The organism is Vibrio rubrogenes (genome assembly GCF_059641415.1).
Genome location: NZ_JCARSY010000040.1, coordinates 1 through 22,448, shown reverse-complemented (window position 1 = coordinate 22,448; position 22,448 = coordinate 1). Strand labels below are relative to the sequence as shown.

General features: G+C 44.4%; 21 protein-coding genes and 2 pseudogenes. 7 read left to right on the top strand and 16 right to left on the bottom strand.

All coding sequences use genetic code 11. The annotated features are described in order from the left end of the window. Positions 1 to 66: 66 nt before the first annotated feature. Positions 67 to 1,107 carry a dihydroorotase gene (pyrC, locus tag AC55NX_RS18410; RefSeq protein ID WP_496997055.1) on the bottom strand — a complete coding sequence of 347 codons (1,041 nt, stop codon included), beginning with the start codon at positions 1,105 to 1,107 and terminating at the stop codon, positions 67 to 69. Positions 1,108 to 1,328: 221 nt separating this feature from the next. On the opposite strand from pyrC, the gene AC55NX_RS18405 reads away from it, so the two are divergent. Continuing rightward, positions 1,329 to 3,146, top strand: coding sequence for an MOSC N-terminal beta barrel domain-containing protein (locus AC55NX_RS18405; RefSeq protein WP_496997054.1), 1,818 nt, complete (start codon positions 1,329 to 1,331; stop codon positions 3,144 to 3,146). Positions 3,147 to 3,209: 63 nt separating this feature from the next. On the opposite strand, the gene AC55NX_RS18400 is transcribed toward AC55NX_RS18405, so the two are convergent. After that, a complete protein-coding gene (locus tag AC55NX_RS18400; RefSeq protein ID WP_496997053.1) occupies positions 3,210 to 3,836 on the bottom strand; it encodes an AraC family transcriptional regulator in 627 nt (208 codons plus the stop codon). A gap of 314 nt (positions 3,837 to 4,150) precedes the next feature. Here AC55NX_RS18400 and AC55NX_RS18395 point away from each other — a divergent pair, with 314 nt between their 5' ends. After that, positions 4,151 to 5,266, top strand: a complete 1,116-nt coding sequence (locus AC55NX_RS18395) for a 1-acyl-sn-glycerol-3-phosphate acyltransferase (RefSeq protein WP_496997052.1) — start codon at positions 4,151 to 4,153, stop codon at positions 5,264 to 5,266. An 80-nt stretch (positions 5,267 to 5,346) separates the two neighbouring features. Here AC55NX_RS18395 and AC55NX_RS18390 read toward each other — a convergent pair whose 3' ends face one another. Together AC55NX_RS18390 and AC55NX_RS18385 are read right to left on the bottom strand one after the other, a co-directional pair. Next, positions 5,347 to 5,922 carry a leucine-rich repeat domain-containing protein gene (locus AC55NX_RS18390; protein ID WP_496997063.1) on the bottom strand — a complete coding sequence of 192 codons (576 nt, stop codon included), beginning with the start codon at positions 5,920 to 5,922 and terminating at the stop codon, positions 5,347 to 5,349. A gap of 302 nt (positions 5,923 to 6,224) precedes the next feature. Beyond that, positions 6,225 to 6,530 carry a YfcZ/YiiS family protein gene (locus AC55NX_RS18385; RefSeq protein WP_059122306.1) on the bottom strand — a complete coding sequence of 102 codons (306 nt, stop codon included), beginning with the start codon at positions 6,528 to 6,530 and terminating at the stop codon, positions 6,225 to 6,227. A gap of 763 nt (positions 6,531 to 7,293) precedes the next feature. Here AC55NX_RS18385 and AC55NX_RS18380 point away from each other — a divergent pair. Beyond that, a complete protein-coding gene (locus tag AC55NX_RS18380; RefSeq protein ID WP_038184267.1) occupies positions 7,294 to 7,782 on the top strand; it encodes a TetR/AcrR family transcriptional regulator in 489 nt (162 codons plus the stop codon). Between the two features lie 133 nt (positions 7,783 to 7,915). On the opposite strand, the gene AC55NX_RS18375 is transcribed toward AC55NX_RS18380, so the two are convergent. Together AC55NX_RS18375 and AC55NX_RS18370 are read right to left on the bottom strand one after the other, a co-directional pair. Beyond that, the gene (locus AC55NX_RS18375) at positions 7,916 to 9,949 is read right to left on the bottom strand and encodes a methyl-accepting chemotaxis protein (RefSeq protein ID WP_496997051.1); all 2,034 of its coding nucleotides are present in this window, start codon (positions 9,947 to 9,949) and stop codon (positions 7,916 to 7,918) included. Positions 9,950 to 10,302: 353 nt separating this feature from the next. Beyond that, a complete protein-coding gene (locus AC55NX_RS18370) occupies positions 10,303 to 11,217 on the bottom strand; it encodes a homocysteine S-methyltransferase family protein (RefSeq protein WP_496997050.1) in 915 nt (304 codons plus the stop codon). A gap of 236 nt (positions 11,218 to 11,453) precedes the next feature. On the opposite strand from AC55NX_RS18370, the gene AC55NX_RS18365 reads away from it, so the two are divergent. Then, complete coding sequence (locus tag AC55NX_RS18365; RefSeq protein ID WP_496997049.1) at positions 11,454 to 11,981, top strand: PAS domain-containing protein; 528 nt, start codon at positions 11,454 to 11,456, stop codon at positions 11,979 to 11,981. Between the two features lie 8 nt (positions 11,982 to 11,989). Then, a complete protein-coding gene (locus AC55NX_RS18360; RefSeq protein ID WP_496997048.1) occupies positions 11,990 to 13,474 on the top strand; it encodes a methyl-accepting chemotaxis protein in 1,485 nt (494 codons plus the stop codon). Between the two features lie 189 nt (positions 13,475 to 13,663). Here AC55NX_RS18360 and AC55NX_RS18355 read toward each other — a convergent pair whose 3' ends face one another. The 5 genes from AC55NX_RS18355 to AC55NX_RS18335 form a co-directional block, all read right to left on the bottom strand. Next, positions 13,664 to 14,884 (bottom strand): aldose 1-epimerase family protein, encoded by a 1,221-nt coding sequence (locus tag AC55NX_RS18355; protein WP_496997047.1) that lies wholly within the window; start codon positions 14,882 to 14,884, stop codon positions 13,664 to 13,666. 244 nt (positions 14,885 to 15,128) lie between these two features. After that, the gene (locus tag AC55NX_RS18350; protein ID WP_496997046.1) at positions 15,129 to 16,010 is read right to left on the bottom strand and encodes a HEPN domain-containing protein; all 882 of its coding nucleotides are present in this window, start codon (positions 16,008 to 16,010) and stop codon (positions 15,129 to 15,131) included. A gap of 181 nt (positions 16,011 to 16,191) precedes the next feature. Next, complete coding sequence (locus AC55NX_RS18345; protein WP_496997045.1) at positions 16,192 to 16,500, bottom strand: YciI family protein; 309 nt, start codon at positions 16,498 to 16,500, stop codon at positions 16,192 to 16,194. A 123-nt stretch (positions 16,501 to 16,623) separates the two neighbouring features. Next, entirely contained in the window at positions 16,624 to 16,971 is a 348-nt protein-coding gene (locus AC55NX_RS18340) for a DUF3024 domain-containing protein (protein WP_496997044.1), read from the bottom strand. 86 nt (positions 16,972 to 17,057) lie between these two features. Further along, on the bottom strand, positions 17,058 to 17,387 hold the full coding sequence (locus AC55NX_RS18335) for a YciI family protein (RefSeq protein WP_496997043.1): 330 nt from the start codon (positions 17,385 to 17,387) through the stop codon (positions 17,058 to 17,060). Positions 17,388 to 17,475: 88 nt separating this feature from the next. Here AC55NX_RS18335 and AC55NX_RS18330 point away from each other — a divergent pair. Then, positions 17,476 to 17,664: pseudogene (locus tag AC55NX_RS18330) on the top strand (IS110 family transposase); the annotation flags it as partial. Between the two features lie 436 nt (positions 17,665 to 18,100). Here the strand turns inward: AC55NX_RS18330 and AC55NX_RS18325 are convergent. Genes AC55NX_RS18325 through AC55NX_RS18310 form a run of 4 tightly spaced genes read right to left on the bottom strand, consistent with a single transcriptional unit; the run spans position 18,101 to position 19,898 of the window. Beyond that, the gene (locus AC55NX_RS18325) at positions 18,101 to 18,748 is read right to left on the bottom strand and encodes an HAD family hydrolase (protein WP_496997042.1); all 648 of its coding nucleotides are present in this window, start codon (positions 18,746 to 18,748) and stop codon (positions 18,101 to 18,103) included. A 14-nt stretch (positions 18,749 to 18,762) separates the two neighbouring features. Further along, the gene (locus tag AC55NX_RS18320) at positions 18,763 to 19,113 is read right to left on the bottom strand and encodes an AfsA-related hotdog domain-containing protein (RefSeq protein WP_496997062.1); all 351 of its coding nucleotides are present in this window, start codon (positions 19,111 to 19,113) and stop codon (positions 18,763 to 18,765) included. Positions 19,114 to 19,153: 40 nt separating this feature from the next. Continuing rightward, positions 19,154 to 19,519: a hypothetical protein gene (locus tag AC55NX_RS18315; protein WP_496997041.1), complete on the bottom strand. Its 366-nt coding sequence runs from the start codon at positions 19,517 to 19,519 to the stop codon at positions 19,154 to 19,156. Positions 19,520 to 19,562: 43 nt separating this feature from the next. Then, positions 19,563 to 19,898, bottom strand: coding sequence for a hypothetical protein (locus tag AC55NX_RS18310; protein ID WP_496997040.1), 336 nt, complete (start codon positions 19,896 to 19,898; stop codon positions 19,563 to 19,565). A 130-nt stretch (positions 19,899 to 20,028) separates the two neighbouring features. Between AC55NX_RS18310 and AC55NX_RS18305 the strand changes: the two are divergent. Continuing rightward, positions 20,029 to 21,065 (top strand): annotated as a pseudogene (locus AC55NX_RS18305) (IS630 family transposase). 56 nt (positions 21,066 to 21,121) lie between these two features. Here the strand turns inward: AC55NX_RS18305 and AC55NX_RS18300 are convergent. After that, complete coding sequence (locus tag AC55NX_RS18300) at positions 21,122 to 22,288, bottom strand: MFS transporter (RefSeq protein ID WP_496997039.1); 1,167 nt, start codon at positions 22,286 to 22,288, stop codon at positions 21,122 to 21,124. Positions 22,289 to 22,448 lie beyond the last annotated feature (160 nt).

The window sequence follows — 22,448 nt, the reverse complement described above, 5'->3', positions numbered from 1 at the left end:
TAGGACGGTTTATCCTTAGTACGGCTATTGAACTTATAAAGAGCGGGCAAAGCCCGCTCAAAAAGCTCAAGCCGAGGCGTCGGATTTAACCTGCCATGTGATCGTTTCACCTGCCCGGATTGGCACCACGGTTTCGCTGCCGAATGGCATCACTTCAGGGACTTGCCAAGGGGTTTTGACCAGCGTGATGGTGTCGGTATTCCGTGGTAAGCCGTAGAAATCCGGCCCATGGTGGCTGGCAAACCCTTCGAGATAGTCCAGTTTACCGGCTTGTTCAAAGACTTCTGCATACAGTTCAATCGCGGCGTGAGCCGTATAAGAGCCCGCACAGCCACACGCATTTTCTTTATTTGCTTTGGTGTGGGGGGCGGAATCGGTGCCGAGGAAGAACTTCGGATTGCCGGATGTGGCCGCTTGAATCAACGCTTGTTGATGCGTATTGCGTTTGAGAATCGGCAAACAGTAATAGTGAGGCTTGATACCACCGACCAACATATGATTGCGGTTATACAACAGATGATGCGCGGTGATTGTCGCAGCCACATTGGGGCCGGCCTGCTCGACAAATCTGACCGCATCCGCGGTGGTAATGTGTTCAACGACGATCTTCAATTCAGGGAAATCGCGCACAATCGGTGCCAGTACATCGCTCAGAAACGTCGCTTCCCGATCAAAAATATCAACCTCATGGCGGGTGACTTCACCGTGGATCAACAGCAACATACCCACGTCTTGCATGGTTTTGAGTACGGGATAAATGGTGCTGACGGCGGTGACGCCCGAATCGGAATTGGTGGTCGCACCGGCCGGATACAGTTTAGCGGCAACGACGCCGGATGATTTGGCCTGCTGAATGATTTCAGGCGTGGTGTTATCGGTTAAATACAGTGACATCAGGGGGGTGAATCCGGGGCGGGGCTGAGCGTCCATAATCCGTTGCCGGTAAGCCTGAGCCATTTCGGGTGTGGTGGTCGGTGGAACCGTGTTGGGCATAATCAGGGCGCGGCCGTTATAGCGACTGATATCTCTGACTGTGTCTGGCAAAACGTCTCCGTCCCGGAGGTGTACGTGCCAGTCATCGGGGCGGGTCAGCGTGAGTATTGTCATGAAAGATTTCCACCTTTATCTCTGATACTGAAATGTCAGCTCACCAGCGTTGATTCGGTGTGGTGAACTGAGTGAATGCGTGTGAATCATAGAAGAAAAAGTAATCCATTTCATCTATTAAATCCGGGGGGTTTTAATAAAATCCGGCGGTTGCGCTTGGATGCTCGATTTATCATGATATGCTTATCCGCTACTACTTCAAAACCAAGGAAAGCAACAGCATGTCAGCAAAAGTCGATCAAATTCATGTTTATCCGGTGAAATCCGTGGGTGGGATTTCGCTATCACAAAGCTGGGCGGATAAAGAAGGACTGGCCTTTGACCGACGTTTTATGCTGGCGTTAGCGGACGGAAACATGGTGACTGCCAGAAAGTTTCCCCGCTTGGTGACCGTGCGCTCGGCACTGATGCCTGACGGAGTCATATTCCGGGCCGAGGGGCAACCGCCGCTGCGCATTCGCTATGCTGATTTTAAAATGCAGGAAATCTCCACCACGGTCTGGCGTGATACTTTCACTGCTTACACTACCACTGATGAAGCCAATGATTGGTTTAGTCGGGTTATTGACCGCCAGGTTGAACTGGTGTTTACCGGCGAGCATTCGCAGCGCTATCGTGAATCGGTCGGTAATGCGGTTGGATTTGCCGATGGCTATCCCTTATTGATTATCAGTCAAGGCTCGTTGGATGAACTGAATCGTCGCAGTCCTGAACAACATGTCATGCAGCAGTTCAGACCCAATATTGTCGTGGCCGGGACCGAACCATTTGCTGAAGATAGCTGGAAGCGTATTCGGATCGGGACGGCTGAATTTGAACAGGCTAAACCCTGTGAGCGCTGCATTTTAACCACGGTTGAGCCGGAGTGCGGTCAGTTGAGAGCGTCACAAGAACCGTTGAAAACATTAATGCAATTCCGGCGTGGCACATCAGGCGGCGTGTTCTTTGGTCAGAATATGGTGGTTCGGACTGCGGGAATGGTGCAGGTCGATGATGTGGTTGAAGTGCTGGAATATAAAGACAAAGAACAATATCCCGATGAGCAGCCGAAGTGGCAGACCATGACTTGTGTCGAGAAAGAAGAGATCGCCCGGGATTTTGTTACATTCTGGCTGGAGCCGCAGCAGGGGCAAACCCTGACTTATCTGCCGGGACAGCATTTACCGATTGCGTTAACTATTAATGGCGAAACGATCCATCGTCACTATACGATTTCTTCCAGCCCGTCCCGGCCGGGACGGTTGGCAATTTCAGTCAAGCGGATGAACGGCGGGCGGGTATCGAACTGGTTGCTCGATCATTTTCAAATCGGAGATGTCCTTCAGGCGCAAGACCCGAATGGTGAGTTCTATTTACAATCGGATTCATCGCATTCGCCGTTGCTACTTCTGTCTGCCGGCAGTGGTGTGACACCGATGTTGTCGATGCTGCGTTATCTGGCGGATCATCAACAAATCCGGGATGTGGTGTTCTATCATCAATGCCGTTCGGTGGATGATATTCCGTGCCGTGAAGAGTTAGAGCAGCTGAACAATCAGCATTCTGGTTTGAAGGTGATAATTTCTCTCACACAGCCGCCACAGGACTGGTTCGGCTTGAAAGGACGGTTTTCTTTATCGCACTTGCGGCAGGTCCAAGATGTAGAGCGGCGTCAGGTGTTTGTCTGCGGGCCGGACGGGTTCATGAAAAAAGCGAAAAACCTGCTGATGAAAGCTGGCTTACCAGCGAACTATTATCATCAGGAAGCATTCGGCGCTCAGAAAATTGCTGAACGTCCGCATCTGAACGTGACCCTGACGATTAACGGTCAGCAAGTGGCGGGGAATAATCAACAGACATTGCTCGAACAGGCGGAAGATCAAGGGATCGCGATCAGCAATAGCTGCCGGGCCGGGTTGTGTGGTGCTTGTCGGGTGAAGGTGACCCAAGGGCGGGTGTCTCAGCCGGATGTTCCTGCACTGGAAGATAAAGATCGTCAGGCCGGTATGGTCTTAGCGTGTTGCTGTGTTCCGGATACTGATCTGGAGATCAGTTATTAAGGTGTGATGCCATCGAACAGGCGTATCGCTTAACCGATACGCTTGATCCATTGAACGACTCAATCATTTTATTTCGTTGCTCAATCCCAGCAAACTTTGACGCAATTGATGCAGTTGCATCAGTTGTCCGTCAAAAAACTGATCTGCGATATGCTCGGCTGTGACACCGGATTGCATCTTTTTCTGTGCTTCGCGTAATAACAGTATGAGATGGACTTCCGGTGATATGCCTTCAACGGGTTGAGGATACTGAGCTTGCCATTGCTTGAGTAAATGAGTGAATTTGTTTTCATGCAGCTCAGGTTGAAAATGTAACACTTCATCAGTGAGCACCCCGAGCAGATGTGAATAAACCGTCATTTGAGGCGTTGTCTCGGAGAGACGTGCCAATACCGCACGACACAAGGTGCCGGGTGCCACAAATCCAGCCTGTAGTGGGAAATTGTGGCGCAGGCGGGCTGAAAATTCGATGCGTGTCAGGCGAGTCTGCGGAAAAATCGTCAATGCATGCAGACACTGACAAGGAATCCACAGTGCTTGTTTTGCGCGTGCCGCATATTCATGCTTGCCGAGTTTCAATAGCACCATGCCTTGCTCGACGAGCAACAGAACGTGTTTCAGCGATTTTTTCCGGGCGGTGAGCTGTAGATAATCGGTCGTGGCTGAATCCACTTGAATGGCGTAGTGCATGGTTAGTCTCTCTTTTTCAAACGCACATGTTTTCAAACGCGCCTAGGTTAACTTGTCCGTCAGCAAAAGCCAAATAAACTAGGCTATACTCAACGAGTTGCTTTTCTTGAACGCGCCAGTGATAACAGAAGGTTGTTACAGAAGGTGATCAAGTGAAGACCAGAGATCACAGAAAGGATGTGAACGGCTTCATCATCAAGTCAGTCAAGGATGCCATACTGGTCATACCAGTAGGTTTGTTTTCTAACAATAGCTGCGAACAAGAGGAAGTGTGCGTAGAATGGGCCAGTTTTTTCGAAGAATATAGTATTATAATGACATCAACTACCGATCCTTATGCAGAGATTCGTCCTTATGAAGACGATGAAATTCCTGCAGCTATCAATCGTCTCATTCAAGACGATGAATTTATTCATGCAATTGTTAAGCACCGATTCAAGCACCATGCCGGGTGGATTCAAACCCTGATCAGTCCTTGGGTCAAAGTGTATCTGAAGTTCAAGTGGCGGAAACTGACTTCCGTTGAGGCAATTCAGCTTGAAGTGAAAAAATACCTTGATCAAACATTAGAGACGACCACTGGTGGCGTGACGTATTCCGGTCTGGACAAGCTGGATAAAAATCAGGCTTATCTGTTTGTTTCGAACCATCGTGATATAGCGATGGATCCCGCACTGGTGAACTATGGCCTGCACATTTCCGGGCATCAGACGGTGAGAATTGCGATTGGCGACAATCTGTTACGTAAGCCATGTGCTACTGAGCTGATGAAATTAAATAAAAGTTTTATTGTGAAGCGTTCTGCCAAAGGGCCACGTGAAATGATGAAAGCGTTGGCAACGCTGTCCGGCTATATCAAAAATTCGTTGGAGACGGGGCATTCTATTTGGATTGCCCAGCGTGAAGGGCGGGCAAAGGATGGCAATGACTTTACTGATCCGGCCATTCTGAAGATGTTTCATGTGGAAGGGCGCAGTAAAAAAGTTGATTTTGCAACTTATGTTAAATCGTTGAAAATTGTGCCGGTTGCGATTGCCTATGAAAATGATCCCTGTGATCTGGCCAAAGCCAAGGAGCTTTATGAAAAAGCGACGCTGGGCGCTTATGAAAAAAGAGAATTTGAAGATATTGAGAGTATCATTCAGGGGATTGTGGGGGAAAAAGGGCGCATTCATGTGGCATTTGGTGATGTGATTGACCAGGATTTTGCCACTCCGGACGCACTGGCAGATGAGATTGACCGACAGATTCATCAACATTATCAGTTGTTTCCCATCAACCTATTGGCTGCGGGATGCGAAAGCGATGAAGTGACCCAAACGACACGGGATGTGCTGAACCAAAAGCTGGCATGTCTGCCGGAAGGTGCGCATGAATATCTGCTCGCCAGTTATGCCAACCCGGTGAAAAACAAGCCACAAGCTGAGTGATAGATTAAATTTAGATCATCAACTCAAAGTTCAGGCCGAGTGAACGAGCAACCATAGATTGATGATTTACCGTAGCAAGGTTATCTTGCTACGGATCCGCCCAGCGTGAGATTTTTCGGCCATTTTTGGATACGGTTCCCGCCCAGATAGATGTTGCCTTTCACGGTCATCGTTTCCGGGAATGCGTGGATGCCCGAACCACCGATATATAAATTCCCTTCGACAATCAGGCCGTCAGGCAGCTCGGTCAATGGTGTGCGGATAACACTCAAATCACCTTTGACTCTGAGTCTGGCTGGCAATTTTTCTAAAGGCGTATCGGTAAAATTTAAATAACCACCGACTCGGACACCACGTTGCCAGCGTTTGATTTTGGAGCCGATGAGATTGGCATAACCTTTAATTTTGGTTCCGGAATACACGGTTTCTAACTGACAATTGGTAGCAACCAGTCCGCCCTGAATATCGATGTCTCTGGGCAGTGCACGGATCGGTGTCCGGGAAATATTCAAATCTCGTTTAATCACCATACCGGATGGTAATTCAGTGAATGGTTTGCCACTGAGATCTAAATTGCCGTAATTATCCAGATAATTGAGGATCTGGTAATGATTCAGCCCTTGAGCCGTGGCGAGCTGGGGCAGGCAGAGACTCATTAATCCGATCAATAAAGTCAGGAGTGAACGCACTCCATACCTAAATATAGAAAAGCTGAACATAAAAATGCAAAACCTAAAAACGGTGATAGAAGCAGTATGGCGGATCGATGAATGGCTTGCAATGCTGAAAGAGGCCTTAAAAATTACGAGAAAAGTTGCTTGCCGAGAGACACATTGGGTGAGGAAAATTTAAAAAATAGACCACAGACACAAGGTATTGATGTCTGTGGTGAAAACGCACAGAACCCGATTGATGGTTCTGTGTTTGATATTCATCGGTGTAAGATGATATTGATGACTTATCCGCGGGCAAGAGAGCGGGATTTGAGTTCAAAAATCAGTTTTTCGGCACTGACTTCAAACTGAAAACGAGCATGGAGCTCTTGTGCATCTTCAGTGATTGGTGTGGTTTCATATTTCACATCCGCGCAGACCTGTTTCGCGAGGGCAATGTATTTGTCTAGTTCAGCCTGAAGTGCTGCTGCGCCATTTGCCAGTACGGTAACTTCAGCCACATCGTCACCTTCTTTAATGATGTAGCCGATTTCACCGAATGTTCCGCAGGCTTCGCAGATTTCATTTTCTATATTGTCATTTGTATTCATAAAATTACCCCATTGGTCAGGAACTGAGACTCGAGTGTTCTGCTTGTGTGATTGACACACCATTGCCCGAGTATATACCTGAATCACTGCAAACAAGTTGATTTATCACAATGGATAAGGTCCTGTGCACGACACGATATGATTGGTGAAGTATCGGGCTTTGAATTGCGTTTGCAATAATATCGGTATCGTTGCCTATTTTAGCGCAGACCCGAGCTCAGTCACCAGCAGACGATCAGACAGAGGTTCGATGAAATACGGATTATTCAGTAACACGTTGATTTTGTGTAACGATGGGGATATATGGTACTTAAGAAATATTTATATGTGATTAAACTCTCATAATCATCAGGATTCATGCCAAGGGGGTAACAGAATTCAGGCGATATCATTGTTCCACTCAATGAATCTGAGATGATGGACTTTATATTCAGGCGCTGGCATATCTAAGCGCTTGAGTGAACACCATTCTATTCCAATTCGGTGACCAGAAAGGAGAGAGTCGGGTGACGATATCAGTGCATAAACTGTGGGTCATATTTTGACTTTGCAGTGTGGGACAGAGTGTTATTTGAGGACAGCTTGAATGGTGTTCATTCCCTTTTGATTGAACGTTGGGAACTCGGTCATTGCTGAGATAACTGAGCATGGCAATTTGATTTCCCATATTTTTTGAATGGATCATCATGGTGAAGTGCCTCTTACCTTGGCATAACGTGTTTACGGAAAGGTGGGGCTCACCTAATTTTAAGAGAGTCACATTATGCCTAAGCGTAGCAGAGAAGAAACAGAAGTCACAATTCAGACAATTTTAGATGCGGTCGTCTATCAGGTGCTGAATCTTGGCTATGACCGTATGTCATATACGACACTCAGTCAGCAGACAGGTATATCCCGGACGGGGATCAGCCACCATTTCCCTAAAAAGACGGATTTCGCCACAGCACTGAATAGCCAAATTTTCCTGCTTTTTACCTCCTATCTGGAATTGGAAAACGGGGTCGCTGCATTCCGTCGGAGCTGGATGCAGGCATTGGAGCACAGCCAGTTTGTCGCGATCCTGAGATTTCTTTTCCACCACATCATTTCTGCTGAACGTTCTGTTGATGTTTCTCGTCAAGGGTTAGAACGGATGTACCATCTGATTGAAGAGAAACTGGGTACCGATGCCGATAAAGAGCTGGAATGGCTGTTGGGTAAATCACTTGTGGCGATGAGCAATCATGAAATTCTTGAACCGGAAGCGGTTTAGCCGGAGTCATCCGGTGGATGAATGAAAAATGACAAGGGCTGCCAAGGCAGCCCTTTTTGGTTTGCTGGTTTTGAGTCATCTCATCATCAGGGAAATACAATACTGTGCATGAGAGATGGTGATTGTTTCGGTGTTAATGGAAAAAACCGACCTGATTTTTCAGGTGTTCCGCCAGAGATTGCAATGCTGAGGCGCTTTCGGCTGTTTTGGCATTGGTTTGTTGGCCTTCTTGGTTCAACTGACTGATTTCTGAAGCACTTTGGGCGACATCGGCGGAAACTTGCGCCTGTTGCTCTGCCGTTGTTGCAATGGTCTGAGCTTGAGAAGCAATCGAATGAATCTGTTCCGCGATAGTTTCGAGTGATGTCCCGGCATCTTGAGATTTATTCAGCATATTATCCGCATGATGCTGACTATGTTGCATCAACTGAACGGCATTTTTGGTTGAATGCTTGAGCTTGTCGATAATGGTGACTACACTCTGAACCGACGTCTGCGTTCTTTGAGCCAACGTTCTGACTTCATCCGCTACCACCGCAAAACCACGACCTTGATCACCGGCTCGTGCTGCTTCGATTGCTGCATTGAGAGCCAGTAGGTTGGTCTGTTCAGCAATTGCATCGATCATTTCCGTTACGGTTTGAATACTTTCACTGTCGGTTCTGAGCTGATCGATAGCCTGAGAGGATTGTGCCAACTGGTCATTCAATTGGGCCACATCGATACAAACATCTTCAACTAAATTCAGACCAGATTGTGTATTCTCATTGGCTTGTCGGACATTGTCAGCAATTGCTTCGACCTGCATTGCCACATCTTTGGCTGAGGTTGCCATTTCTTCAATAGCGGTAACAACCTGTTCAACCTGTTCATGTTGCCGCTCAGACTGGGTTAATCCAACATTGGCATCACGGAGAACACTCGCAGACTGATTCTGGACCTGATCACTGGTAGAACGGATATTACCAACCAAGTGATTGAGTTGGGTCATCATGGTTGCCGCACTATTGTATAGCCGAAGGATTTCATTCTTGGTTTCTTTGGCACCTGTTTTGATGCTCAGACTGATTTCCCCTTTTCCTAACCGTTCCATAATATGACTTAAATTGATCAATGGTTTGATGGTGTGGCTGAGGAATAACGCAATGATGACGAATGTCGCACCGCCGACCAGCGATGAAATCAGGACGATCAACTTCAGGAGTTCATGACTACCCTCGGTGATCTCATCAATATAGGTGCCACCGAGTAGTTTCCATTCCCAGCCGGGGACATCGGTATAGACAAGATAGTGTTCCTGAATATCACCATGAGTGGATTGATGGTAGCGAATCAAACCTCCATTATTTTTAAAAATATCGTGAAAGATGGTATTTCCGTCGGCATCTTTTTCGTCAAGAATTGATTCCACTTGTGTATTGTCACCGCCGAGCAGATATTTTCCTTGCAAGTGCTCACGCGTATCCACAACCATCGTGCTGCCGGTTCTACCCCACTTGACCTGATTGAGATTATGTAAGAGCTTGGTGGTTGCCTCTTCAACAGGAACTCCGATAAATGAAATGGCGACAACCTGCTGCTGACGGTTTTTGATTGGATTATAGTAAGTGAGATAGTGAGTACCGAACAGATTCACCTGCGCATAATAGGGTTCGCCTCGGCTGAGTTTTTCATACCCCGGATGAGATTGCCCCAACAGCGTTCCGACGGCTCTCGCACCTTGTTTATTTTTTAATGAGGTTGAAACGCGCACCCAATCTTGTCCCGTGGGCAGAAATAGAGTGGCAATAGCACCAGTATCTCGCGTGAATTGATCCACAGTATCTGTTGAGCCAATGACGCTTTTCCCGTTGAGGGTGACATCCGTCACCGGATATCCGCGAAAATCGACCTCCTGATCCTGCCAGGTTAATCCTTTCAGATAGCTGTTCTGGAATGTCGATTCTAGTGTTTTGGTGGTATCCAGATAAGTGAAAAATTGTTGCGATATGGCTTGAGCGATCCCCTCTACTTTAGATTGATGATCGGTGAGTGTTGAGTTTAAAAGAATACTCGCAGCACTACGATATACGAGTAACGCAATAGTTGAAAAAGAGATGATTAAGCAAAAGAGCATAATCGCCCGTAATTGAGCGTTAATGCTCTTGTTTTGGTAGTAACGAATCATAGGCGTCCTATAGTAAAAATGAATGGGCTAACATCTAGAGTTTCATTTTTGTATAGAGTTTCATTTTTGAGTGAGTTATTTACTAAATGGTCAATACTGCGTGATTCGATTAAGTAGCACATTGATTTGGATTAACAATTAAGATTGTTTGAATAAATATAATTCACATGATCACGTCATATCGATGCTCTATCGTGTACGATAGTTCTTGTTTTATGTGTTTTTTTGAACGAAGATCACGTAATTTGGGGGGGTGGATTCAGCATTCAACGCTGAATCCGTTATGAAGGGAATAGGTTCTCAACCTTATTTTTCGTGGTCAGTGATAGAAGGATTGAGCTGTTCTTACTCTTTTACGACTTCAGATGCCGGCGAAGTTCAGTAATATGTGCCGCGCCGATACCACAGCAACCGCCAATCAGTGATGCTCCCTGACGGCACCATTTTTCTGCCCATGTCACGTAAGCCGGTGGTGTCATATCTGCTCTGATTTCGTCAATCTCTTCATTGGCTGCCGCATCTTTTTTCTGCGGGGCAAATGCATTGGCATAGGCACCAAGCTGAATGTCACTTTTGCCGAGTTCAGCAAGGGTGTTGCGAGCCACATCAATCGCATCTTCAATGGTTTCCGGCTGACAGCAGTTGAACAGGATCGCCCCGACGTTTTGTTCGGCCAAGGTTCGTACTGCTTGTGCGACGGTTTCACCGGAACGGATAACGGGTTGCTCGACTGGCTCTGAATCTTCCAGCGTAAATGAGACCCAAACCGGTTTTGACTGGCTGCTAAAGCGGTCAATCGATGCTTTGATCGCGGTTGCTTCAGCGATCAGGCTTTGTGTTTCGATCAGCCAGAAATCAACAAAATCATCGAGCCCTTGAATCAACGGTGCAGCAATTTCATCCACCCGATCCGCTTGATATAAATCCGGACGATAAGAGCCGAATAACGGCGGCAGCGAGCCGGCAATCTGAGCGTGAGTCTGAGTCGCTTCAACAGCCTGGCGAGCCATTTGTCCCGCTTTTTGTGCCAGCGTCAGCGCTTCGTTGTTAAAACGGGTCTCACCAATATGGAAAGGAACTAAGGCGTAGCTGTTGGTGGTAATTACTTCGGAGCCACTGCGAATAAAGACTTCATGTGCCTGTCGGACAATCTCCGGTGTTTCAATCAAAGCAAGGGCAGACCACTCGGGTTGGCGAAAGGGCGCTCCGAGACGTTCCAGTTCTCGGCTCATTCCGCCGTCGAGGATGGTGACTTGATGTTGTGACATGAGATACCTCTGTGTTGATTGATGTCCAAGAAAATTTAAATACACGTCTAGCGGTGTAGATGTCCGTGAGCAGTTTATCGTAATCGAATGAGGACGCAATAGATTCTGCGATTTTCCGACTGCGGAGTAAAGAGAATGAATTATAGAAAGTTGATATGTATCAAGGTATAAACTTTGCCATATTTTAGCCATGGCATATAGTTTCTTAAGGGATCGTTCATTATCTAAGGAGAGGTATGGCTACAGCAGAACAGCAAGTGTCATTTGACCAGAGTGAACTGATTATTACCAAAACAGATTTGCAAGGGAAAATCACCTATGCAAACCGGACATTTATGCGTGTGGCAAACTATGCAGAAGCCGATCTGCTTGGTCAGGATCATAATTTGATCCGTCATCCTTCCATGCCACGAGGTGTCTTCTACGGTTTATGGCATGCCTTAAAGTCAGGAGAAGAGTTTTTTGGTTTTGTAAAAAACTATACATCAGATAAGAATTACTACTGGGTTTTTGCCAATATAACGCCTGATCGAATTGGCGGGAATGTCGTTGGTTTTTATTCAGTGCGTCGGGTCGCCCCCAAAGGTGCGGTGCAAACGATTGACGGAATTTATCAGAAAATGCGCGAATTGGAGCAGACAACCGACAGAAAACAAGCTCCGGAAGTCTCGTGGAAGTGGATGGTTGATTTAGTCCGTCAGCAACATCAGATGGCGTATGAAGAATACATCATCGACCTTTACCAGAAACATCGTTCAGATTAAAGGAGTGAATGATGCGTAGTACGAGTCAGGTCAGTAGCAATATTTTATTTCTGCGCCAGAAGTTTTTGATTATCTGCTCAGTGTTCACCACTGTCATCATTGGATTATCGATTGCCAATATTTATGATCACGGCTTCAACTACTTCAATGTCCTCTTACCATTATTTACCATTGTCTTTTCGGCCTATGCTTATTGGGATCAACTGCAACCGTTAATGGTGTTGAAACGGATCTGTGATGCTTTGAATGATGCCAGAAAAGGCAATGTTCATATTCGTATTACTGATACCAAAGGGCTGGGAGAAGTCGGCCATGTGGCATGGGCATTGAATGATTTTCTGGATATTGTTGAAACCAACTTTAAAGAGTTGTCAAACACTTTTCAGCGCACAAGTAAAGGTGTGTTCTACCGTCGTGGGTTAGTCGATGGTATGCCCGGTGAATTTTTCGAGACGATGCAGAGTATCAATGAAGCAATCGAATCCATGCAGCAAGCACATGTTTTCTCCCGGAAAAATCGCTTGAAAAGTGAATTGCATCATCTCAATACCACCAACTTGATCGTCAACTTAAAGAATAATCAGGAAGAGTTGGTGACGTTGTCGAATCAAATGGATGATGTGTTGACCATTGCGACAGAAAGCCGGGATGGTGCAGCACAAAGTCGTGAAGTCGTGGGAGAAATCCGCCATGCGCTTGATGATGTGAATGTCCGGATGGTGAGCATGGAACAGACCGCACAGACGTTGGGCAAGGAGAGTATCCGGATTGCCGATACGATCAAAGTGATTACCGGGATTGCCGAACAGACCAATTTGCTGGCTTTGAATGCTGCCATTGAAGCGGCTCGGGCCGGGGATGTCGGACGCGGCTTCGCCGTGGTTGCCGATGAGGTGCGCTCGCTGGCTGATCGCACCAGAAGCTCAACCGCAGATATTAGTGAAATTATTAATTCACTGATCGGCCCGATCGAAGAAATGGTGTCTCAGACACTGGCCGTCGGGCAACAGATGAAAAGTGTCGGGGATGAAGTGACCAATTTTCACAGCAACTTTGACAAGGTTGCCAATGCATCACAACAAACCATCTCGTTAATGAATCAGGCCAAGGACTGCTCTTTTGCATCGTTGATTAAACTGGATCATGTTATTTATAAACAAAATGGCTATATCGCTCTGGAATCAAACGGAGAAGGTGCCGAAGCAAGAGAAGTTCAGGTTGATCATTTCAATTGCCGGATGGGTAAATGGTATTACGAAGGTGAAGGTTATGCCGCTTTCAGTCAGACAACCGCTTATCGTCGCTTAGAAGAACATCATCAAGCGGTGCATCAAAATATGCAAGAAGCGCTGAAATTGGTGCGTGAGGACTGGCTGGCGGATGATGACGTATTGAACCGTTTGGTTACCGTGGTTGATAAAGCCGAACATGCCAGTAATCGGGTGATCGAATATGTTTCTGAGATGGTCAAGGAAAAGCATCATCACCAATAAAGAGTGCTGAGCAAGAGCTGCGCGTCAGTGACGTCACTATGTGTTAGTTACGTCACTATGAATGACATCATTGATATTTTCACTGACAAACAAAAAGACCCGGTTGGGTCTTTTTGTTATGTGTCCATGCTTTCCTATGTGGGTCTCCTGTCTATGATCAGAGACTGCAAATATGGCATGAGGACGTCATCAATGGACTTTATTTAAATCAACCAGTGGTTTTGTCACCTGCTTAACGGGGTGTTTACCCTGAATGTCTGCCACGGTAGCTAGAGCCTGTTTTACTTCTCCGGTATTGCGTAATACCGTGTATGTCACATCAAAATGCTTGGATGCACCGGCCTCAATTTTAGGCACTAACCCCAGTGGACGTTGATACTTGGTGTTATAAGCATAACTGGTACCCGGTTCGATTCCGGTAACATAGCCTTGTTGCAATGTATCGGTATTCTTCCAGATGGTCAGAACGGGCAGTTGTTTGATGTTGTAACCGACCGAGACCCCCAGATTTCCGGCCTGATTATGCAGCACAGCCAGCGTGTTACCCTGTTTATCTCCGATTGGTTTCAAATTATAAACCATCTCATCATAGCCTTTAGTTGGGCCAAGATAGGTTTGCCAGTCTTTCAGGCCTTTTTTCGCATAATCGTTAAAGGGTGAAATCTCACTGGCTGCTGCGGTAATTTTTGCGCCTTTTTCGAGGATCGGACGGCCAAAGTTGGAGTGATAAATGATCTGATACTCGTCTTCATAATCGGCTTTATTGGTTAAAGTGTCATGGACGGCAAACTGGTTGCTGCCGGGTGTGACTGAGAATGAGGTGAGCGTTACGAGCTCTGCTTTTTTGAAGGTTCTTTCAGAGACTTCTCCTTCAACAGTGATGGTATAAGGCGGCTGTTCGTCGATAGTCACTTTGACTGTAGAAGCCGGTGTGTTTTGAATGCGACCATGTAAGCTGAGGAGCTGACCGTTATCATCGACGCCCGGGTGACCGGTCCATTCGTAACCGCAGCGTACCATCATCTCATTAAAACCATCTAACCAGCCCAGACCGTTGCGGCTTTCCAGATCAATAAATGCAGGATTGACGATCTCTTTGACCGGCGAGTCCCAGCCGAGAATACGTTTGCCATCCTTTTTGACGTTAAATATTCCCATGCCACGGGTTGGCACTAAGGTGATTTCCAGTTCTCCGTTGTTAATCACTAAGGTATCGACTCCCATCTGTTTGCCGCCATGTAGCTGGCGTTTTTCGACGGAGAAAGGCTGTTGAATGCCTAAATCTTTATTGGTGACTTTCCAGGCACCGACGTCAATATTGGCGGTGGCATCTGTTAAGACAAACTCCGCAGCATTAACAAGACCGGGAGCAGCAATAAGTAGGGCAGCGACAAGTGGTTTGATCTTCATGACGTTTGATTCCTTGATAGTGAGTTTGATTTGTTGTTCTACTGAATCGATTCAGCTAATAACATACAAACTCACCATTCAGGATCAAATGCAAATCAGTGAAGGTGTGAGCTAATTCAGATGTTTGACAGTGTACAAACTGATTTCTGATTGATGAATCACGTTCAGCAATTGGAGGATTATTGAGCAACTTTTTCATGTTCATCATAAGATGAGTGAGAACGGTAGTGGTGGTTTCGTGTCCTCAAGCCCCGTTAATCCGTGCTAAACAAACCCGTTCTGCCAGTGTTCTTAATTGTTGCACTCTCTCTTCAAGATAAGCCAGCTCTTCTGCGGTGATTTCATAATGCTCTGAATAACGGGCTTCGATATAGGCGCGTTGCAGGCAACGGAAGCTGCGACGGTGGAATTTATTGTCGAGTGGGAAAATCGTCTTAAACTCTGGCTCGATTTGCGCACACAGTTTACTCAGCTTCTCGATATTGTGGGATTTGGGTAAATAGTTGGTGCATGTGAGTAATACACAGGCCAAAAAACGTTCCGTCGATTGATGTAATTCAAAAGCAGCGATAGATAACTCTTTTTGATTTAAATAGTGATGATAACCGGAGATAAAGGCATTCGCGCTTTTAAACCACTGTGCATAATGTTTACGGGCAATTTCCCGTTTTTCGACCTTGGTTAAATCACCCGACTTCATCAGTGGTTTCGGTGTCGCGGCAAACAGTTCAATTCCTTCTTCGCGGATATCCCGGAAAAAGTAGTGCCCCTGCTGCAATCGTTCATTCACTTCCTGTAAATCGTGAACAATCAAACCAAGCGGTGCGGATTTTACTTTGCGATCAATTTGCTCTTCAGCCCGCTGCCAGACGACATAATCCTCCACCAAAGCAGCTTTGTTGACGATCACCAGAATATCGTAATCACTGATGTAACCATTGACCGGATCGCTGACCCAATTACCTTTGGCGTGGCTGCCGAACAGAATAATTTTCAGGATACGAAACTCACTTTTACTCCCGGTTTTGCCCTCAAGATAGTCTTCCAGCGTATCGCGCAGAATGGTCGAGATCGTGGCAAGCTCTTGCTGTTTGAATTCAGGCAGATGATCGAGGGAGGTTTTCATAAAGCAACATTTGGTCAGTGATGAATGGCTTTAGCATAAAAGAAGCGTTCAGAAAAAAACACTGTTTATCATAGTTTTAGCATTGTTGAAGGATAAGATGCGACGCGGTTCTTTTTTATTTCTACCCTCGATAATTGTCTCAGATTTTGGCTTCAAAGTGTGACGCATAATGACGCGTTTGTTATAAGTTAATCTCTTCCTGAAACTCTCCATTAATCCAGCGACGACGCCAACGAATGACTTTCGTTTCTTTCCTTATACCTGCCACGCTATATGGATCTTCAACTGCAAATGCTTCTGCCTCTGTTTGATTGTCAGTATCAATTATCGATATACCGCCAATCACGTTTTCCCCTGATTCATCCAATAGCGCACCGGACTCCAGCAATTTTTCACCTATGGATTTTAAGTGTTCTCGATGTTTGCCGCGCAAACTTCCCCTTACGGAATCCATTCCATCATGATCTACTGCATATATTAAATAGGCCATGAATTCTCCTTTAAATTATAACGCAGAGCTTAGCGGCGACCTTGTAATGGAGGCGAAGCCGTAATGAAAATGAAAAGGGCTTCCAGCGGCCACAGGCCGCGAACTACAGCGTCTGGTTATGTGTTACCCGAAGAAACAGCCATTCTCATCGGTATTCACGATAGCAAAGAATTCCTCGATGGAGCGTGACTCAGGTTCTGGCGTGTACGAATGCCACTTCAGATCGCTACGCATCCAGTAGATTTTCCAGCGCTGCGCTTTCTTGACGTAGGTAGCTTTTGCTACCGGAGATTCAATGATCGTGGACGGCTCCCGGAAATGAGGGCGGATCTCGACAATTTGCACGCTTTGGCCAGACACCCGAACGTCTATATCTAACTTGGGTCGGATCTCGACTGGCGGCCTACGATTTTTCAGAAACTCTAAAGCTGCCCGCTCAATTTTCTTTGATTCAAACTCACTGAATGCCATATGGATTCTCTAAGGGAACGCCCACATAACGCTCGTATCTGCAGTTAATTGAAGTGTAGCGAAAATTAATCTGCAACATACGTTTGTTATGTTTTTGAATCTGCGCGATTTGAATTGGTTTGTGGATCAGAGACTAACCAGTTATTACTGGCATTGGCTTCGATTAGTTCTTTTACCTCAACATTTTCATAATAACCTTCACTAATAAAAGGGTCTGATGCAACTGTTTCATAAGCTTTATCTATGCTATCTGACATCAAGATCTGAATCGCTGACTCATTGTCGGCGAAAGGGCCGCATAGCACCATATTACCAAGTCTTTCCTGTGCTTTAAGGTAACTTACATGCTGATCTAATAACTCATCACTAAATCGTGCTCTGTTTTTATTAGATAATATTGCTACGTACTTCTTCATATATTCCTCGAAACATAACGAATGACATGGATTCCCCCTCCCGAGGATCTGCCACACTTACGTGGTACTTATTAGCACTGGAGGCACCATGTCTGATGGCGGTATCGATTTAGCTAAAAACCACTTCAGTATTCATGTCGTTGACTCACAAGGTAAAGTGACACTTCATAAATCGGTTACTCGCTCTAAATTACTGACAACAATAGCAAATATGCCACCCATACGTATAGGACTCGAAGCGTGTGGCAGTGCACATTATTGGGCAAGAACCCTCAACAGTGAGCAAACCGTCTTTGCCGTTGAGGCCCTGACCGGATTGCAATGCTTTGGCAAAAGCCTGAATATCAATTTCGAATTTATCGTCAGACATAAGGTGTCATTTCCTTTTTGGTTCAGTTTAAAGAAATGACACAGAAATTTGAACACTACCGTAAAAATTAATTATTGACGGCATAGTCTCTTGCATCTTGGCAAGAGTAACTGACGCACAGGCACCAATGTCTCTGAAATCGAAAAACGCAAATGTGCGTCAAATTTCGGTGCCGGAGGTAGGAAAGATATGTAGTTTGATGCGTTCAGACTCAGGCAATTTCAGTGACAATTTTCACCTCAAGCAAATGCCAGTCTAACAACAATGGCAGGGGACGCTTGTTCCCCTGCTTGATGATATTGGTCGAGATATTCAACCCGGTCAGACTCATTGATAATTAATTTCAGGAACTAATCAATATTGGCCATCCTCTTCTTTGAGATTCATTGAGTAACCCAGAAGATGGATTAACAGCACAAGGATTTCCAACTAATAAAAGTAAATCAAGATCTGAAATATGATCTCCATATGCATAACAATTAACGAGTGATTGATTATACGATTTTGCATATTTGCTCACATGTTCAGCTTTATGATAACCAATTGAAACCTTACTCAGTTCACCAGTGTAATAACCATCTTTTACTATAGGCTCGGAGCATAATGAGTGTTGAACACCCAGAGCTTTCATCATCAGGTAAATGATATCTTTCATCGCTCCTGAAACGAATACAACATCATCTCCTCGCTTCTGATGAAACTTAATTTTCTCAACCACCATTACATTAAAATGATAACATTTTTTATAAAATATATTCTCAGCCACCATTCTAATTTTGCTTTGTTCTTCATCTTTGAGGATAGAGTAGTAATATCGATTAATATCTTCTCGTGACACTCCTGCATCACTAAGTTCATTAATACTGTCCATCACTTCATAGAATGATAATCCACATTTTAATCTATATTGTTGCGAATATTCCTTGAGGAATATGAACATACTTTTCCCTGTAATAACAGTTTCGTCAAAATCAAAAAAAGCAATACTCATAAATATAGGCCTATTTATACAGTGACAAGATAATTTTTATGACATCGCGATGCTTGTTCACACTCTCTTGCTGTTATGTAGTTCAACTCATTGACACTGAAGGTAAAACAGACTTCTGCTTTGTTCTCCTCTGTTTGTTCAAAGATAACGCTACATTCACATGTAAGCTTTCCATATGATGAGCTTTTTTTTGACAGTACTCTAAGCGAAACGTCTACAGGTAGTGGGAAAACAAAACTCGAAAAATTAACGTTTAATGATGTTAGTGTAAAATATTTATCAGATAGATTTATTTCTGACTCTTTAAGTAAGTATTTTTCTGAAGTTGCTATGATCGCTTGCCTTGCGGCTTCAATTAAAACCATACCTTGAATATGTTGGCCAGTCTGATGATCACAAAGTAGTTCAGATGAATCTTGCAATATAAATAAGCTTCGCTACATAAATATTTTGTTCTTTTTTTTCAGGTGAAGTTATAAGAACATTTTTACTTTTTTTCTTATGGGCAGATTTTTGATGTTCTTTATTATTTTGATAGAATAAATCTTGTAAATTGACAATATCTTTTATCTTTTCTGGATAATTCTGTCTGATAATACTAAAAGATCTAGATATGTGTTCAAGTTCAACACCTTGACCAATAATAATTTTATTAATACTTTGTATCTCATTAGACCATACAAAACGTTCAAATTCGTTGACAGTTAAAACATTTTTATTTCTCGCAGCAAAGTCTGAAAACTTTTCACCCACAACAATTAATTTTTCCATATATTTGCCTCCTATAATTAATATTCAGAAGATTAATCGACTATTAAATCTTTTTTAAAACAACCGCAATACCCATACCACCACCGATACACAGTGATGCCAGGCCTATTTCTTTATCATTTCTAATCATTGAATGTATCAATGTTACAACAATACGATTTCCAGAACATCCTAACGGATGGCCGAGTGCAATAGCACCACCATTAATATTAAGTTTCTTTAAAATATTACATTCTTCTATATTGTTCTCTTGCGACAACTGTCTGGTTACACCTAAAACTTGTGCGGCGAAAGCTTCATTAATCTCGACCAAGTCAACATCATCTATCGTTAGAGAACAACGGAATAATGCATTATTTATTGCCGGAACCGGCCCCATCCCCATCACTCTAAATAGCTGTTCCTAAATGTAGATCACTGGCAGATAAAAATTGAAGGGAACTCGGTAGCGTTTGTGCGATCTGATCTGTCGCCAAACACACAAAACTCACAAAACATTACCGAGTGCCATGATTTTAACATTACCTGACCGCGCAGAGCGACGCCGTATCATCAAAAAAATGCACAAAACCAAAGATAAAGACCATTATCGTCGTTTGAATGCGATATTGCTGCTATCTGAGGGGAAAACTGTCAATCTGTTTCTACTTTGCTTGCCGCTGCCCGCTCTTCTGTCGGACGTTGGGTGAATTGGTATACAGAGTGTGGTCTTGAAGGGTTAGAAAGCTCAGCTCGTGGCAGAGAGCCCACGTTACCTTTTGTGCAGATCGCTGCTGTACTCACAACATTATTGACATTGAACCCTCAACATCTTGGCTATCAACGCTCTCGCTGGAGTACTGAGCTTATGGCTTTAGAAATCAATCGGTTATTTAATCTTAAGGTTCACTCATCGACGATTCGCCGCTGGCTTCCCCGCTTAGGGATCGTCTGGCGTAGAGCCGCTCCGACACTGCATATCAAAGATCCGGATAAAGAAGAAAAACTCGTTAGAATCCAACAGGCATTAGAGCTGTGCGACATTGATAACCCCGTGTTTTATGAAGATGAAGTCGATATCCACCTCTGCCCCAAAATGGGGGCAGACTGGATACACAAAGGCCAGCAAAAGAAAGTGGTGACACCGGGCAAGAATACCAAGCATTATCTGGCTGGAGCTCTGCACGCTAAGACAGGAAAAGTCTCGTACGTTGCCAGCTCCAGCAAAAACTCAGACCTTTTCATTGCGATGCTTGAACAACTGAAACGGCAGTATCGTCGTGCAAAGACAATCACTCTCATCGTAGATAACTACATCATTCATAAGAGTAAAAAGGCTCAAGTCTGGTTGAATAACAACCCGAAATTCATTTTGCTATTTCAGCCGGTGTACTCCCCATGGGTAAACCAAATAGAGAAGCTTTGGCACGCTTTGCACGAGACAGTTACACGGAATCACCAATGTAAAGCCATGTGGCAACTTTTAAAACGAGTACGCTACTTTATGGAGCATGTTTCACCATTTCCAGGTGGTGGTCACGGAGCACTGAAAATGAAGCATAATTAGGATCAATTATTTAGGTAACGATATTTCATATTTACTCTCTTAGTTTTTTTTAAAATTTACAGTTTTATATAAGCAATCACTAATCCAATGGACGTTAATAACGCACCTGCGAATGGAATATGAGAAAGAGAAACTCCGTATGTGATTAGCAGCCCGCCGAACCAGGCACCTACAGCATTACCAAGGTTGAATGCTGCTATGTTGCAGGACGAAACCATGCTCTTTGATATTTCGCTGCTATCCAGTGCCTGTACTTGTAATGGCGGAATTGTTGAGAACATAGCCATCCCCAGTAAGAAAATAGCAATACAGGCTGTCGATTCAGTTAAGACTGCAATTGGGAATAAGCTTAAAACGATGATTAGAAATAATAGAGTTATGATAAGAGCTCTACGAGTCCCTTTATCCGTTAATTTTCCACCAATATGATTACCTGCCACCATACCAATGCCAAATAGAACCAAAACAGGCGGTATAAGATTTTCATTCATACCTGTAACGTTTTTAAGTATTGGCGAAATATAAGTAAAGGCAGAAAAAACACCTGAAAATCCGAATGCCGTAATTAGTAAACTTCTAAGAACAGTTGGGTTGATTATTACTTTTAAATCATCTTTTATTTTGACAATGTTTTTATTTTCATTTTTCTTATGAGGCACCGCGATTATTATCGCGAGAGCAGATAAAACACCGATGACGGTTACCATGAAAAAAGTATAACGCCAGCCAACGAGTTGACCCACCCATGCACCAAGAGGAACCCCCATAATATTTGCTAAAGTAGCACCAAGGAAAACAGCAGAGACAGCCGACGCTCGTCTGTCCGGTGGTGCTAATTCAGAAGCATAAACAGAGCTGATTCCGAAAAATGAAGCGTGAGAAAATGCGGTTATTATTCTGGCTATAATTAAACTCGTAATACTTCCGGAGAGACCACACCATAGGTTGCCAATGGTAAATACAATCATGAGAAAAATAAGTACTGGCTTTTTATTATATTTACTAAGTAATGGAGTGAGTAACGGTGCGCCAAGTACAACACCAAATGCATACGCTGTAATAGAATATGCAGCTAAAGTTATGGATATATCAAAATCACGAGATATGTTAAGTAATAAGCCCATAATTACAAACTCTGTCGTTCCTATACCAAAAGAACCGACAGATAAAGCATATACGGCAGTGGGCATACCCGACGTACGAGATACAGCGATGTTGTTCATAAAAGCCTTATCTCCCGCCAGAACGGCGGGATATTTACTGGAAGAAATTTATTATTACTACAACGACAGGGTTTTTATTTATCGATTAACTCAAAGTCACCTTCATTATACCTTAATCCATGAACGTTATTTGGCGTGAAAATATTATCGATATCATTTA

Bases quoted from the DNA above. Each gene is read 5' to 3' on its own strand.
- pyrC (WP_496997055.1), bottom strand. From the start codon at position 1,107: ATGACAATACTCACGCTGACCCGCCCCGATGACTGGCACGTACACCTC.
- AC55NX_RS18405 (WP_496997054.1), top strand. From the start codon at position 1,329: ATGTCAGCAAAAGTCGATCAAATTCATGTTTATCCGGTGAAATCCGTG.
- AC55NX_RS18400 (WP_496997053.1), bottom strand. From the start codon at position 3,836: ATGCACTACGCCATTCAAGTGGATTCAGCCACGACCGATTATCTACAG.
- AC55NX_RS18395 (WP_496997052.1), top strand. From the start codon at position 4,151: ATGACATCAACTACCGATCCTTATGCAGAGATTCGTCCTTATGAAGAC.
- AC55NX_RS18390 (WP_496997063.1), bottom strand. From the start codon at position 5,922: ATGAGTCTCTGCCTGCCCCAGCTCGCCACGGCTCAAGGGCTGAATCAT.
- AC55NX_RS18385 (WP_059122306.1), bottom strand. From the start codon at position 6,530: ATGAATACAAATGACAATATAGAAAATGAAATCTGCGAAGCCTGCGGA.
- AC55NX_RS18380 (WP_038184267.1), top strand. From the start codon at position 7,294: ATGCCTAAGCGTAGCAGAGAAGAAACAGAAGTCACAATTCAGACAATT.
- AC55NX_RS18375 (WP_496997051.1), bottom strand. From the start codon at position 9,949: ATGATTCGTTACTACCAAAACAAGAGCATTAACGCTCAATTACGGGCG.
- AC55NX_RS18370 (WP_496997050.1), bottom strand. From the start codon at position 11,217: ATGTCACAACATCAAGTCACCATCCTCGACGGCGGAATGAGCCGAGAA.
- AC55NX_RS18365 (WP_496997049.1), top strand. From the start codon at position 11,454: ATGGCTACAGCAGAACAGCAAGTGTCATTTGACCAGAGTGAACTGATT.
- AC55NX_RS18360 (WP_496997048.1), top strand. From the start codon at position 11,990: ATGATGCGTAGTACGAGTCAGGTCAGTAGCAATATTTTATTTCTGCGC.
- AC55NX_RS18355 (WP_496997047.1), bottom strand. From the start codon at position 14,884: ATGAAGATCAAACCACTTGTCGCTGCCCTACTTATTGCTGCTCCCGGT.
- AC55NX_RS18350 (WP_496997046.1), bottom strand. From the start codon at position 16,010: ATGAAAACCTCCCTCGATCATCTGCCTGAATTCAAACAGCAAGAGCTT.
- AC55NX_RS18345 (WP_496997045.1), bottom strand. From the start codon at position 16,500: ATGGCCTATTTAATATATGCAGTAGATCATGATGGAATGGATTCCGTA.
- AC55NX_RS18340 (WP_496997044.1), bottom strand. From the start codon at position 16,971: ATGGCATTCAGTGAGTTTGAATCAAAGAAAATTGAGCGGGCAGCTTTA.
- AC55NX_RS18335 (WP_496997043.1), bottom strand. From the start codon at position 17,387: ATGAAGAAGTACGTAGCAATATTATCTAATAAAAACAGAGCACGATTT.
- AC55NX_RS18325 (WP_496997042.1), bottom strand. From the start codon at position 18,748: ATGAGTATTGCTTTTTTTGATTTTGACGAAACTGTTATTACAGGGAAA.
- AC55NX_RS18320 (WP_496997062.1), bottom strand. From the start codon at position 19,113: ATGGTTTTAATTGAAGCCGCAAGGCAAGCGATCATAGCAACTTCAGAA.
- AC55NX_RS18315 (WP_496997041.1), bottom strand. From the start codon at position 19,519: ATGGAAAAATTAATTGTTGTGGGTGAAAAGTTTTCAGACTTTGCTGCG.
- AC55NX_RS18310 (WP_496997040.1), bottom strand. From the start codon at position 19,898: ATGGGGCCGGTTCCGGCAATAAATAATGCATTATTCCGTTGTTCTCTA.
- AC55NX_RS18300 (WP_496997039.1), bottom strand. From the start codon at position 22,288: ATGAACAACATCGCTGTATCTCGTACGTCGGGTATGCCCACTGCCGTA.